The 14,448-nt window shown below is 46.3% G+C and carries 10 protein-coding genes and 4 pseudogenes; 3 read left to right on the top strand and 11 right to left on the bottom strand.

The window, feature by feature from the left end; translation table 11 throughout:
* Nucleotides 1-26 precede the first annotated feature (26 nt).
* From OGV80_RS08835 to OGV80_RS08825, 3 genes and pseudogenes are all read right to left on the bottom strand, one after another.
* Nucleotides 27-1,499 (bottom strand): GGDEF domain-containing protein, encoded by a 1,473-nt coding sequence (locus OGV80_RS08835; RefSeq protein ID WP_043016138.1) that lies wholly within the window; start codon nucleotides 1,497-1,499, stop codon nucleotides 27-29.
* Nucleotides 1,500-1,684: 185 nt separating this feature from the next.
* Nucleotides 1,685-1,960 carry a hypothetical protein gene (locus tag OGV80_RS08830; protein ID WP_047410825.1) on the bottom strand — a complete coding sequence of 92 codons (276 nt, stop codon included), beginning with the start codon at nucleotides 1,958-1,960 and terminating at the stop codon, nucleotides 1,685-1,687.
* Nucleotides 1,961-2,093: 133 nt separating this feature from the next.
* A pseudogene (locus OGV80_RS08825) lies at nucleotides 2,094-2,216 on the bottom strand (OmpW family outer membrane protein); the annotation flags it as partial.
* 186 nt (nucleotides 2,217-2,402) lie between these two features.
* Here OGV80_RS08825 and OGV80_RS08820 point away from each other — a divergent pair.
* Nucleotides 2,403-3,074: an SOS response-associated peptidase gene (locus OGV80_RS08820; protein WP_200000613.1), complete on the top strand. Its 672-nt coding sequence runs from the start codon at nucleotides 2,403-2,405 to the stop codon at nucleotides 3,072-3,074.
* A 149-nt stretch (nucleotides 3,075-3,223) separates the two neighbouring features.
* Complete coding sequence (locus OGV80_RS08815) at nucleotides 3,224-4,681, top strand: hypothetical protein (RefSeq protein WP_200000611.1); 1,458 nt, start codon at nucleotides 3,224-3,226, stop codon at nucleotides 4,679-4,681.
* Nucleotides 4,682-5,068: 387 nt separating this feature from the next.
* On the opposite strand, the pseudogene OGV80_RS08810 reads toward OGV80_RS08815, so the two are convergent.
* From OGV80_RS08810 to OGV80_RS08775, 8 genes and pseudogenes are all read right to left on the bottom strand, one after another.
* Nucleotides 5,069-5,272: pseudogene (locus OGV80_RS08810) on the bottom strand (S24/S26 family peptidase); the annotation flags it as partial.
* Nucleotides 5,269-6,147: pseudogene (locus OGV80_RS08805) on the bottom strand (phage terminase large subunit family protein); the annotation flags it as partial. The pseudogenes OGV80_RS08810 and OGV80_RS08805, both read right to left, overlap by 4 nt.
* Entirely contained in the window at nucleotides 6,122-6,667 is a 546-nt protein-coding gene (locus OGV80_RS08800; RefSeq protein WP_200000609.1) for a terminase small subunit, read from the bottom strand. The gene OGV80_RS08800 and the pseudogene OGV80_RS08805, both read right to left, overlap by 26 nt.
* A gap of 245 nt (nucleotides 6,668-6,912) precedes the next feature.
* The gene (locus tag OGV80_RS08795; protein ID WP_200000607.1) at nucleotides 6,913-7,212 is read right to left on the bottom strand and encodes a LuxR C-terminal-related transcriptional regulator; all 300 of its coding nucleotides are present in this window, start codon (nucleotides 7,210-7,212) and stop codon (nucleotides 6,913-6,915) included.
* Complete coding sequence (locus tag OGV80_RS08790) at nucleotides 7,202-11,509, bottom strand: autotransporter outer membrane beta-barrel domain-containing protein (protein WP_200000605.1); 4,308 nt, start codon at nucleotides 11,507-11,509, stop codon at nucleotides 7,202-7,204. Before OGV80_RS08790 ends, OGV80_RS08795 begins: the two co-directional genes overlap by 11 nt.
* 364 nt (nucleotides 11,510-11,873) lie before the next feature.
* Nucleotides 11,874-12,365 carry a DUF2514 domain-containing protein gene (locus tag OGV80_RS08785; protein WP_502873995.1) on the bottom strand — a complete coding sequence of 164 codons (492 nt, stop codon included), beginning with the start codon at nucleotides 12,363-12,365 and terminating at the stop codon, nucleotides 11,874-11,876.
* A pseudogene (locus OGV80_RS08780) lies at nucleotides 12,341-12,679 on the bottom strand (hypothetical protein); the annotation flags it as partial. The gene OGV80_RS08785 and the pseudogene OGV80_RS08780, both read right to left, overlap by 25 nt.
* Nucleotides 12,680-12,692: 13 nt before the next feature.
* A complete protein-coding gene (locus OGV80_RS08775; RefSeq protein WP_502873991.1) occupies nucleotides 12,693-13,064 on the bottom strand; it encodes a DUF968 domain-containing protein in 372 nt (123 codons plus the stop codon).
* On the opposite strand from OGV80_RS08775, the gene OGV80_RS08770 reads away from it, so the two are divergent.
* The coding region (locus OGV80_RS08770; protein ID WP_353654547.1) for a 3'-5' exonuclease at nucleotides 13,057-14,448 on the top strand (1,392 nt) is incomplete at its 3' end. The genes OGV80_RS08775 and OGV80_RS08770 overlap by 8 nt on opposite strands.

Genomic DNA, 14,448 nt, shown 5'->3' with positions numbered 1-14,448 from the left:
TCAACCGCCAGAAACTTCTGGCGGTTTTATCCCTCTTTCTTATGCTTCATTTTATACATGGCGTTATCCGCATTCTGAATCGCCACATCCAATTCGCCGTTCACCTCTGCAATCCCCCACGAGACTGACAATGGCACGGTATGGCCGTCCACCACAAACACATGGCTGGTCACCTGCCCGCTAATACGTTGCGCGATCGCGAAGGCGTCATTAGCCTGCGAGCGAAACAGCAGGATCATAAATTCATCCCCGCCGGTACGGATCACAATATCGTGACTGGTGCGGGTGTTTGACAACATCCTGTTGGCAATAATTTGCAGCGCACGATCGCCCGCCGCATGGCCCCAGGTATCATTGACGGCCTTAAACTTATTGCAGTCCAGTAGCACCACCGAACAGTGTGATAAATCACGGCGCTTAATGATGTCGAGAATTCGACGATTAAAACAGCCGGTCAGCGTATCAATATAAACTTTAAGATCGCTTTCGTTCAGCCATGATTTTAACGAGAAACTAATGATGATGAAAAAGAACGGCGCCAGCAGCATAACGATTCCTGCATGCGGGTCGCGCGCCATAAAACGGCCTAATGAAAGTGAATAGTGCAGTGCATATTTCTCCGAAAAATTGCGCACCATAAAGCGGGATTGACCGTTACATTTACCGGATAAGCAGAGACTCTCATTATTGGTTAAATTCACCAACTCCACATTCAGCTCCGGTGGAATTTGGTCGTCAAATGCCTGAGCCAACGCTTCCTGCAATTCTGGCTTTGAATGGTCATAGACCAGATAGGCCACAATTTGGTCTGATATCTCTTTACCAGACAGATCGTAGATATAGCTCACCACGCTATAAGCTTTTTCACCGGTAATTTTATCGGTATAAAAGTTCGTGGAACTAAGGGCTTTATTTTTGACATTTTTCTGCAGCAGTCGGGTATAGAAATCGACCGGCGGATAGAAAAATTGGGTAATATCCCGCGCCATTTCAGAATTAGAGAAACTGAAATTGCGCGAATCGGAAGCCATAAACCAGTAAAAATAATCTGAATTTTTGGCAATAATATAACGATGTGCATCGAAGCTGCCTGGGTTCAGCTCATTGACCATGCCGCGAATAAACTCCGCCGCCGTATACATACACAGCGCGTTGTGACCGATTTGCTGGGCAACCATTGTCCCCGTCGCCGAATGCAGCCGCTTTGGGTCGGCGTTAATACCCCATTCATTCTCATAGCGGGGAACAAATTGTGAAATATCGCCGCATTGTTCACCCGTTTTGATATGGTGATAGCGCTCACCAATTGCATCGGCGATCAGCTCGTTATCGTTAAAAATGTCCATCATGCGCGCTTGCAGGCGGTTAACACCTTCGCTGGCTGCAGCCATACGCTGCTCATAAATAATAAACAGAAACAACGAGGTAAATATCAACGTAATGAGCCCTGATACCAGCAGTGCCTGCCTGTTTCTGAGCTTGTCCTGCACAATCTTCACGAGTCCACCCTGATAGTTAACATATTGCCAAACCGGTTACCCGTTTTTGTTGTTGCATAACTGCGCTGTACGTTGATTGAGAATATTAACCTTCCCTAAGCTGATGAGTTAGAAGCCCGTTGTTATGCGAGCTAAAGTTACAGACTTATACAATAAAAGCGCATTTTTGTTAACATAAATGCAAACTAATCATCACCCTCAATCGGATATCCTGCCCGACGAATGGCCTCACGACAATCGCTCACGCCTGCGGCGTAGCCCGCTTCAATCTCACAAACCGGACTGGCGCTGCAAAAAGGTAGTGTAACCGGAGTCGCAATACGTTTTTCCAGCGTCTCAATTTTATCCATATAAATCAGTAATTCACGCGCGGCACTCACGGCAAACGCTGCCGTTTGATCTTCGGTGAATGGTTCCAGAAGCGTGATTTTTTGTTGTAGCAGGTGGCGAGTCAACATCATTGTGAATGCCCTCAAAGCCAGTTTGCTTAAAGAGTAGCATTACATCGACGGGGAGAGTGGCTGGAAGAAATAAATGGGCAATAAAAAAAGCTGACCGTGGAGCGATCAGCCTTTCAGCATTTTAATCACGGACTTAGAAGCGATAACCCGCAGAGAACATAAACACCCACGGATCGAGGCGTACGCTGTCATGCTGCTGCGCGCCAGCCAGTTTGTAGCTCGCGGTGGTATCGATATCCATGTACCAGACCGATATACATCTGATTTTACACTATCAGCATGAATTAAAAGCGTTTTATTGATATTTTGCCATCTCTAAATCAACATTTTGAAGGTGTTGTAAGCTTATGATTCGCCGATATATTTAAATTGTTTTGCAGAACGTATTTTATAAGATATTCCTTGAGTACCTATACTTTCAGTCTGGAGACTGGAGGTGTCTATGTGTGGACGTTTCGTTCAATCAATGACGCGTGAAAATTATCTCGTTCTGCTCGCTGATGAGGCCGAACTCTACATACCATACGATCCCGAACCAATCGGTCGTTTTAACGTCGCGCCAGGCACAAAAGTTCTGCTACTCAGCGAACGTGATGAGCAGTTGCATCTTGATCCAGTTATCTGGGGATACGCCCCCGGTTGGTGGGATAAACCGCCACTCATTAACGCACGGTCTGAAACTGCGGCCACCAGCAGAATGTTTAAACCACTCTGGCAACATGGTCGCGCAATTTGCTTTGCTGATGGCTGGTACGAATGGAAAAAGGAAGGTGACATAAAGCAGCCCTACTTTATTCATCGAGCCGATGGCCAGCCGATTTTCATGGCGGCGATCGGCAGCACACCATTCGAACGTGGAGATGAAGCTGAAGGATTCCTGATAGTAACAGCTGCTGCCGATAAAGGACTGGTAGATATTCACGACAGGCGGCCACTGGTACTGTCACCAGATGCTGCCCGCGAATGGATGAGGCAGAATATTGGAGGGAAAGAAGCGGAGGAGATTGTAGCTGACGGTTCCGTGTCCGCTGATAAATTTTTTTGGCACGCCGTGACGCGTGCCGTCGGGAATGTTAAGAATCAAGGACCAGAGTTAATCCAAACTATGCGTTAATGTACGATGCGACAGGGGAAACGTCTGCTTTGAGCGAGGTGCGGAAGATCATCTGATTAAGGGGAATAGCTGAGTTATTGTGATGAGAATAATAGAAGTATGATGATTGTTAGAATATTATAAGAGGTGGTTTATTACTGAAAATGGTTATGACGAACACAATGGATATACATAAAACAATGATTTTTCCAGAGAGAAATATAGGTTTTACTGAAACTGAAAGAAAATTATCTGAAATTTGTGATAAGACATTTCTAAAGCTCTGGACTTGGACTAGTTTATATAACGATGAAGGCATCAAGAAAAATAAAAAAGGGAACGAAATCTGCGATCTTCTGGTTTATTACAGTAATACGATTGTGATTTTTTCGGATAAAGAGGTTGTATATACTGAACAAGTCGAAAAACATCTTCCTGAGGAAGATGGTACGTCTATAGCTTGGAAACGTTGGAAAAGAAGAGCGGTTGACAGTTCTGTAAAGCAAATTGAAGGCGCAGAAAGTTGGATTCGTCGACATTATGATCGTATATATTTTACTGAAAAATGTTTGGCAACTGAGAAATTTCCATTTATCAATAGTGCTAATATTAATCAACTAAAAATCTATCGTGTGGCAATTGCTAACGGTTGCCCATATCCACTTTATCTAGGTAATGGTATTGGCGATGGTATTATTACAGGCTGTAGAGATCGCCATGGTAACTACATTCACGTTTTTGATGGCTTAACTATTGAAACCCTAACACAAGAGCTAAGTTCCGTAAATGAATTCGTTAGCTATCTGGAAGAAAAAGAACGTATTGAACGAGAAGGTTTTTTTATCAATTATGAGAAATTGAAAGAACTTGACTTGTTAGCTACATATCTTCTGAGTCCATCCCCTACCAGATGTGCAGGTTTCTACTTTAATGAGGACGGGTTTAAAATTGAAAACTTTAATGAACTTAACAATGCTAGTGATTATTTAGTTGGAAAACAGGAGGATCGAGTTTCAATTATTTTTGATGATTTGATTGAGTGTATCTCAGCTCAGTTTGTAAAAGGGAAAGTTATCTGCACAGGTTTTACTCAGTTTGAAGTGAACCAAAATATCTTGGAGGCTTTGTGTAATTTTGATCGGCTAAGTCGTAGAGAATTTTCTAAAAGTATTGTCTCTAAGTTTAAAGAAACGTCGGGGCGAGCTATTAGTAGTCGATTAATTTTATTGGGAGAGGATGACCCATCTTATACTAGTAATTCGATTTTTGCTGTGGTTATTTTTCCAAAGGCTGTTTGTAAAGGAATGAGTAAGACGGACTATGAGAAAGAGCGACGCTTGATTGCACAAGCCTACGCGACTTATTATCAAGAGACGAAAGCAAAAAATAGAAATATTGTAGTGGTTGTGTTTGATAATATCTCAGAGGTTTCTAGGGCTTGGGATTCAAACTATAAAAATTTTATGGCTAGGGTCTATAAGAAAGACTTCGCTTTAGTTTATCGTGAGAAGGGAAATATTACAGAAGAGGATTTAAAGCTTTTCTATGAAATGCAAGCAAAATGGGGGATTCTTAACTCATCCCCCTTAAGCACTACTCGTGATAGGGTTTATCAATATCATGACTAAATAAATGCTTAAAAAGCATTTGACCTCCTGTAAAAGCTTGTAGGAAGGGTTGGCGTAAACTGGGAATGCCCCAAGCAGAAGATCTGTCACTGAGGTTTTCCCAACCACAACATCGATAATTGCCGTAAGCTGCTCCCCGTTGTTCCACACAAACTGTTATTAGCTACTTCCGTTTTTGGCACATAGCTGCCCTTCAGACGGTAACTCGCCATCATGGGGTGTCGGGGGTCGGAGGTTCAAATCCTCTCGTGCCGACCAAAAATCCTCGAAGAACCAGCCTGTTACGGCTGGTTTTTTATGCCTGTTTTCTGAACGGGGAAGCAACGGGGAATAATCGGGGAAAAACCCCGACTCAAAACATCGACTTTATCGTAAAGTTTCAACTATTCACATCACCGGGCAGTCATCAAATTCCGCATTCCTGGCATCATTAATGATGTACGTGATAATTCCAAATATTGCGTGTGAGGAATTGTAGCCATCACCATCTTCTGGCAGCGCTTCCCTTCTCCCGTTCTCCAGATTTATCAGGTGGGGCTGAGGGTGAGTTTGGTATCGCTTGATCCTGAATTCCCCATCTATCGCGCATAACGGGCTTCACTGAAATCCAGCTCCTGCTGCTTAATGACGCAGGCATTATGTTCACACAGGTAAAAGACGCTGGAGGGTTCGCCAGGTGTCCATTTGAATCCGAACGGGGTCTCTTTGTCGCCGAACTTAAGATACTGCTCTTCACCACAGTGCGGACAGGCAACATGAAAGCGCATGAAATGCCCGGATTCGCTGGCAGCACGCTCAATCTGGCAGGTTCCCTTTGTTTTTGGCGTTGAGCCACGAATAGATTTAGGCCAGACAGAGCCCTCAATACGTTTGTCACCCAGAAACGTCGGGGAACCCTCTTTCTCAATGTCCTCATCAAAAGCAGCGAGTTCGTCATAGCCGGCAACATCCACTGACTTTTCGCGATAGTTTTTCGCCGCCTTACCACCCAGACACCAGAACCCGCGACCATTGGAGAAGCGTTTCATACTGAGCGTATTGTCCCGGTGCTTTTTGCCATACCAGGGGGCCAGCGCCAGAAGTGACGGAATATCGCGGATCGTCGGCTCAACATGCGACTTCATGAAGTTTTCGGCGTCACCATCCGTGGGCAGCCAGATAAGGGAATTTCGCTGCTTGTGCTGTATAAAATACGCATAAACACCCAGCAACATTTTTGAATAGCCAACACGGGCAGACTTAACAACGTTAACTTCACGAATGTAGTCGTTACCCATCGCATTCATGATCGCGCGCTGAAACGGCAACGTTTCCCAACGCCCCTCCTGGTAGGCCGACTCTTTGGGGAGATAGTAATTATCGTCTGCCCATTCAACCGCCGTTTGCGGCTCAGGTCGGTACAGCGAAAGTAGACCCGCGCGCGCAGAGTGCTGCAGCCCCTTAACCTGACTGTTCGATATATTCACTCAGCAACCCCGGTATTATTTCATCCAGCGCAGCTGCTTTGTTCATGGCTTTAATGATGTCCTTCTTCAGGAAATCAATATGTCGGTTTTCCAGCTCCGGGAAGCGCCGCTGAACCGACAGAGGAACTCCATCAAGAATGCTGGCTACTTCTCCGGCCATCCGCGACAGCACGAACGTGCAGAATGCGGTTTCCACCACCTCAGCGGAATCTTTTGCATTTTTTAGTTCCTGGGCGTCTGCCTGCGCCCGGGTAAGGCGGTGACGCTCATAGTCAATCGTACCTGGCTGGAGGTCGGATTCCGATGTAAGACGAAGGTCTTCCACCTCCTTGCGTAATTTCTCATTCTCAATCGCCGCGTCGCGTGAGGAATACCATTCGATAGCCGCGGAAGAGTCATAGAGGACCTCATTACCTTTTCCGCCACCACGTGCTACAGGCATTCCCTGATCCTGCCAGTTCTGAATGGTTCGCACGCTGACCCCAAATATTTCAGAAAGACGCTTTTTGTTGACCTCCATAGCTCACTCCATGCACAAAAACAGAGAAAGGAAACGCCCTCTGGTTATTTAGCCGTTTTTAAGGCTTATCGTTTCCTTTCTTTTTTGAAGGTGTATTCAGTTAAAACAATGAGTTAGATAGAAGAAGAACGGAAACGGCAAATGCCTGAAAATTTTCATAAATAGCGAGAATCTGCGAGGTCGCCGCCCCGTAACAAAGCGGTTCACTGGAAAGGACCCGCTTGCTCCTACCTCTTCTTTTATAATTAAATATCTAATTTTGAAAGTACTATTGCATTTTGCTCAAGTAAGTCTCTGTAAAGAGTCGTATCACTTATGATACTTAACTTTCTATATATAGACATTTTCCTGGAGGAAATAGTCTTAATGTTCCCTCGTTGAATATCGGAAATGGTTTTAACATTAAAACCAATCAATAAAAATTCCAGTACCATATACTCTTTTTTATTCAAAACATCAGCAACCCATGGGCTAATACTCACGTTGAGAGTGACTTTAGGATATCGTTGAGAGTCCATAACTGTCACTGACTCATTACCAGACATATTTAATCCCAACCATACCCTGCGTATCACTGTATCCTTGGTCACCCACCTGCTGTGCCACGTTACCCCACAGATTCAATCGCGACGTGATCTGCCCTTCCACACCCGCTTTCACTTCACCAATATTCTTCGCACCACGCATTTCATTACGCACGTCGTTCATCGTCACGCTGGAATTGTGTGTGTTATGGATCCAATTCACTTCGATAAACGGCTGAAAGGTCCGGTCATTATTATCATCGATTGCATTACGACCGTTGATATACCCTTTGATTCCCAGACGAGTCATCAGATTACTATCTGTGTCGTCTTTCACCATGGTACCGTTCTGCTCCTGATGATTGTCAGCCTGCACATCCATCCATACTAACTGTGCTTTAGGCTGAATCCAGTAGCTGTCACGATTGCGCTGTGCCAGTTTCAGACTGTATCCGGTCTCCAGTGACGCCGTGATCCCACGTGATTTATATTTCTCTGTTGCCTGTCCCTGCCCCGACACGGTGTTGTCAAACCAGTTGTAAAGCATCCAGGTATCAACATACATCCCGCTTTTGTCAGCATCATTGGAATACCAGGTCCCGTACAGTCCCGTGCTATAACCGTTAACCTGTCCACGAGAAGTATACCCAGTCAGGTTTGATTTGCTGCGGCTCTGGCTATTGGCATATCCCCCCATAACACCAAGGTGCCAACGATCCAGTCCATCCGTACTCCACTGCGCCACATCGCCGCCAATCTGCAAAATATAACGGTTACTCTGTGTTCCGATATGACCACTGCCGTCTTTAAAACGGGTATGCCCACCAGCATTACGCATCCACATGCTGGTGACTTTTCTCTCTCCGGTCAGAATATCTGTGTACTGAGTTTCCCCAAGACGATCATGCAAACGGGTCATAAACAGAGTGTTTGCCGCCAGGTTATTGGCAATATAGCTGCCCATTTCGGGACGTAGTTGTGATTCACCGCCAGGTGTACCTGGTTCACTCGGTTCACCGGGTTCCACCATTTCTGTCATGCTGGTCAGATACCAGTTGTTATGTGCTGAACCCTCGCCGCGAACCAGAGAGTAATCGTAAGCCCCAGCGACTATGCGTCCATCCTGAATGAACTCACCATCAGAACGCCCCCCCACATTAATCAATTCAATACCTTCCAGAGTCTGCGCGCCTGAGCCCCCCGCATTGGAAACGCTAACACTTGTGGTGCCAGTGGTATCTCCTGCCACGCTCATATGGTCCGTGGTGGAAGCATCATCATTTAACACAGTATTAAAAATCAGATGTCCCTCATTGCCTGTATAGTCACCGTTGATCACAAGCTGATTGCCTGCCTGAGCGGTATCGGATACCCGGGCAAGTCTTACAAATCCACTGTTCGTCAGGCTACCGTTAATTGTAAGTATATCTGTACTTGCTGCTGCAAAAGTGCTCATCAGTGCCTGGCGAGAAACTGATTCCGCCGGAGATGCCCCAACCTGTAAGATCCCCTGATTACTGATGCTGCCGGAGACGGTACCATTACCCGCAAGGGAGCCTCCTTCAAAAATATTGACCTGTGAGGATGCCAGCGTGGCGGAATTATCTCCTGCCCCAAACGTCAGCCCTCCATGCAGGATGTCAGTCGTTCCGGTGTATAACGTGCTGTTTACACCCAGCGCCACTGTGCCAATGCCCTCTTTCCGCAGATCTCCGCTTCCCGTGATACTGTTATTGAGTTGCCAGTATTCATCGGTGGAGAGAGTCAACAGCCCCTCATTTTGGACAGCGGCATCACCCAAATGTGCAGCGTTTGATGCCATCAAATTACTGTCAGCATCAACCGTGAAAATCCCGTTGAACTCGCTATTATTACCTGTAAGTTTTACCTGACTGGCATTCAATGCCAGAGTGCCGGAGTTGCTCAGATCGTTAGCCATCGAGCCTTCTGCATCCGTCATATTGAGCCGTCCCGCCAGGTCAAGTGAACCAGTCCCCAGCCCCTGAACCGAATTCAAGTTTACAGTCGTGATCTCAGCGATAGTAACGTCTGCACTCAATGATTCGTTAGACCCGTCCACTTCTAGAGTTCCACTGTTCAGTGCAAGCGTGCCACTTCCCGTCAGTTCGCCATTTATCAGCCCACCCTGGTTGATGTTCAAATTACCGCCGTCAAGGCTGACCAGAGCATCTTTTGATATATCGACCCGTTCTACCGTTTGGCTGTATCCATTCATCTCAAGACCGGTATTCTGTGCCATCTGCAGCAGAGCCGTACTCCCCAGAACGTTATCATTCTGCATCAGCAGCGTACCGCTACGGATATCCGTCGTCCCCGTGTAGTCATTTTCCAAATTTGACAAAGAGACCGTATTCCCTTCTCCGGTGTCGATAGCCAGATCGCCTGCTCCGGTCAGTTTTGCACTCAAGTCAGCTGAACTGCCAACACGACCTTCGCTTGTCAGCACCAGTGCATTATTCTCCTGCCCCAGCAATTCCACCTGAGTTAGCCCGTAGTTGACATACAAACCGTCGCTGTTATCCCCACCTGTCAGTCGATAATCATAAGTTCCTTGTGCCACAGTCATGCCGTTCTGGGTAATATCGCTGATAGCACCACCGTTGCTGATAATATTGCCATTCTGATCGGTTAGTGACAGATTCCCTCCACTACCAGTAACACTGTCACCGGATGCAAGTTGAACCAGGATGTTGCCATCATCCTGCGCAAGTAAGGGAATCGTGCCACCTGGCGTGGGTAGTACATTACTGAAATCACTACCTGTGTTGATTTGTACTGTGCCCTGGCCAGAGATATCCAGGGTTCCGGTGGTAAAAATCGTATTATCGCTTACCGTTTTCCCGGGGGTGACATCACCAAAAATCAGCGTGCCGCCATCAAAGACGAGTCCTTTAAGATTTTGCTGACCATCGCCCACCTTTGTTACACTCTCAGCGCCAAGATTCAATATCACATTTCTCAGCGCAGCGGTATTCGTTCCTGCAAGTGAAAAAACCGTATCCTTCAGCGCCAGGATCCCACTAAAAGCGTCGGTCAGGGGAGATGAGTTGAAATCAAAATTATTCCCGCCGGTATCCACTGACAGCGTGCCCTGTCCCGCCAATGTATTTATGAATTCCCAATTCTGGGTGGCATCAATTGCCAGTGTTCCGCCGGTAATAGAAACAGCGTTGGTCCCGATATTCTTTTGGTCTGAAATAATGAGCGTAGCCGGGGCATCAATATTAAAATTCCCTTGGTACGCCGAATTATCGCCTGAAAGAGTTGATACTCCACTCAGTGCATTAATGGTGCCATTACCACTGATATCTGCCGCGAGGGTAAAGTCACTACTGGTATGATTTAAATTTAAAACTCCACTACCTGAGCCGAAGACAATTTTTTGTGTGTCAATTATTCCTGCCGAAGCAGCAGCCTCACCGGCTCTTGCCCCCACCGCCAGTTCGCCTATAGAATTTGCGCCTGATGCAATACGAATCTCCTGTGCACTGAGTGTCCCTTCATCTGCAGCAACAGCGGTACCTTTGCCATTTAACCCTATGGTAATAAGTGTTCCCGCTTCAACTGTCGAGCCAGTTCCAGATACAGTTAAAGTATTATCATAATTTCTAGTTTCTGGTTGATTACCTATATTTATATTATTGGCAGTATGAGCTTTTCCACCGTTAGTGACGCTCAAAGTTCCATAGCTGTACGTTCCAACGATAATCCTGGCAGCACTCCACAACTCGCTATCAACACCATCAATAACGACGCTCCCGGATGTTGTACTTCCGGCAGAGGTACGACTACCAATCCAAACACCACCAAATGAAGTACTAGTTCCATTATCGATTAGTTTACCACCATCAAGTATGCTGATATAACCACTACCATCTTTTGCTCCTACATCTATTGAAGTGTTGTTAGGGTTATATGTAACTATACTTCCTTCACCAGAAATAATTAAAGAGCCAAATGCTGGGGGAGACCCATCAGAACTATCAGACGATCCTCCGATACTAAATGGATTTGCATATTGGGAATTGCTGACATTTATAACCCCACCATTAATAACTTCAATTACCCCATGCCCACCATTTCTACCAGCACTCAAATAATTAGTAGTAAATTCTCCACCAGAAGTGACAATTAATGTCCCCTCGCTTATATATCCCACATTTGTCAGTGTATCAGTAGCTTGTGTATCAATAGTTAGCGTTTGCCCATCAGAAATATTTGACGAATGAGCATTCACACTGAATATTGCAGATATAACCGCGAGAAAAACCCTACTTAACTTATGTTTCTTTGACATAACCCACTCCTAGGTGGCAATTATCCATAACCTTAAGCGATTGTTTTATATGGTCACACTAAACGTGAGTTATCTAACCAATATTATTTTAGAAGACCGATATTAATATGCTTAATCTTATTCCCATCTTAAAAGAGTGGCCTTTATACTAAAACGAAATTTCAAGTTAAAACTTGTTTTCAAAAATTTACAAAAGACCACTTTCCATTATAAAAAACACTTGTAATTCATTATGTTAAAAACATTCAGAATAGTCTGTATTTACAAAATAAATCAGACAATTCCAATAAGCCAAAGTATCAATATTAATTTAACCCCTTAAATTGTGCGCTAACCATTTGAAATTTATGAATAATAATTAAAGTTAATTATGGGTATGTTCACTTACATTTTGAATCGATTTATAAATCCTTTCACATGTTATTCCAGCTGTGTAACGTTGGTCAGCGATTGAAGCAAAATATTTAGCTTCTTCTGCAATATTTCCGAGCATGTCGGCGAGCACTGCGGCGTTGGTTCCGGCTGTATTGCTTCTGACGGCAGCGGCAAGATCTGAGGTGTGCTTTGCGGCGTCCAGGCGGGCGGCAAGCTTTGTTGCTTCGGTGCGCAACTGACTAACAGTGGCAGACAGGCCAGCAGCAGTAGAAGCAGATTTAGCGGCTTGTGCTTGTGCATCTTTTACAGCCTCATCACGGGCAATAACTCGCCCTTGTTCAATCATGCGAGCTGCGGTCTGTGCGTTCGCTATCTGCGATGATTCCGCGCTGTCACGCTCGGCCCACTTTTTTTCCCAACCGCGGTTACTCCACTCGTTTCCGGCGATAAATGCGACGGCCACCAGCACCGTAATGGCAATGAACTGATTGCCCTGTTCATTGCCTGCTGTCCACGGAATCCCTCTTCTCTCGCCTGATTTAACGCAACTGTGAATCGCTCGAGTGCCTTATCTGACCAGTTCCGTCCCTTAAGCACATTCCAGCACGCATGTCCTCGCGGCAAACGAGGCGCTGTTTTTCCTCCCACACCTTCCCCCCAGGTAGTGAGCAGGGATTTAATCCATCCGGACTGGATCCCCGTCAGGAGGATACATTTACCCAGCCAGCTTTTACGCAGCGCAGCAGCAGCTTTACCAAGTGCATCAAAATGATTGCGGCGTTGACGTGGTGTCATCCTGTTATTCTCCTTACGCCAGAACACCGAGCCCATAAGCCCGGTCCAGCACTCTGATAATCATTACCGGCTGAGGCGCATGCTTTCGCTCAAACTTCACCGGGTCGTTATGTAGTTCTGTATGGCACTGACGACACAGGGGGATCGCGAAAATATCATGCGCCTTCGTTGCCATCCCTCCCTGCCCCCAGCCAATTAAATGGTGTGGATCATCTGATGGTTTACCGCAGCATTCGCAGGGCTGTGTTTTAATCCATTCCAGATATCGGGGGGCCGTCCAACGGATACGCTTTGGGCGTTTCATAAAGGTTTGCGGGGACTCAGGATCGACCAGAACACCAACTACCGGCTTAACCGCAGGCAACTGCACTGGCGGCTTGTTCACGGTTACTGTGCTGGCTCTGGCTGTAATGATGCTGGTGGCGGTTATTCAGTTCTTTAAGGCCTGGTTCAATACTGAGCACATTGACCGTGGGCTGCTGATTAAAGAGTGGTGTAAAGGCAATCGTGTGTCGCAGATTCAGCGCACTGACTCCGGAACCAACGCTGGTGGTGGCAATAAGACCGATCGCAACCCGGATCTTGTCCACACGCTGGACACTCTGGACATTGATATTGCGCTGGCCACACTCCCAATGGATTTCAACATCTACGATATCCCAGGTGGCGTTTTCCGTCGTGCAAAAGAGATCATTGCTAAAAACGAAAGCCCGTTCAAAGAGTGGTCCGTCGCCCTGCGCAAACGCGCTGGCATCCTGGATTATTCCCGCGCCGCAATTTTCGCGCTTATTCGTAGTGCAGAAGAAAACAATCACCATTTCCCGGAACTGCTGAGCCGTTACATCAACAAAAACCTGACTGAAACCGACCACCAGCACCCAACTGAAGAAACTCTGGCGGCAGCCGGTCACGTACCAGAAAAAAGCTGGGAAAACGAGATTAAAGAGAAGTCCACAGCTGAACAGAAGGCAATAACCGAGCAACCAGAAATCGCCAACATGGGCAACGGTGTTTTCTCCATTGATGGCCTGATGGGTAACCAGCCGGCGCCAGCGCTTTCTGTCGTAGACCAGGTACGCCAGCGCGCGGTCGAAGAAAAATTACATCAAGCCAATACCGAGGAAACCACCAGCGATGTGCAGATGGAAAAAACTGACAACAGCGAAATCAAAGCCAATCCTGATGTGCCTCAGGGCGAAGCAGCAGCTTTGCCAGTTGAAAGCACTGATGCAACTGGTGAGCCTCCAGCTTCCCTGAATAATGAACCCGTTCACCATATAGATACGGATCACCTGAACGCTTTTTATACTCACCTGATGGTTGATTTGGAAACTATGGGCAGCGGTCCTGATGCACCAATAGTCTCTATCGGCGCCGTATATTTTGATCCTTCAACTGGTAACACTGGTGCCGAATTTTACCAGGTTGTCAGTCTTGAATCATCGATGTCGTTTGGCATGAAACCGGATGCGTCAACAATTCAGTGGTGGTTGAAACAATCATCTGAAGCCCGCTCTGCAATTCTGGTTGATGAGGCCATGGGGCTGCGTGAAACCCTTGAACTACTGGCTGACTTCATTGCTGAAAATGCTGCTAACGGTAGTCACACTGTTCAGCTGTGGGGTAATGGATGCTCGTTTGATAACGTCATTCTCCGCCGCGCATATGCATTAGCAGAGACTCCCTTCGCTGTTCCGTTCTGGAATGACAGGGACGTAAGGACCATGGTTGAACTGGGTAAATCTGTCGGTATCAACCCGCGCTTCGAC

The sequence above is a fragment of the Citrobacter sp. Ce119 genome (assembly GCF_030334525.1).
Lineage (GTDB): Bacteria > Pseudomonadota > Gammaproteobacteria > Enterobacterales > Enterobacteriaceae > Citrobacter > Citrobacter europaeus.
Note: the sequence above shows the minus strand (reverse complement) of the source record. Positions and strands in the feature narration are given on the sequence as shown.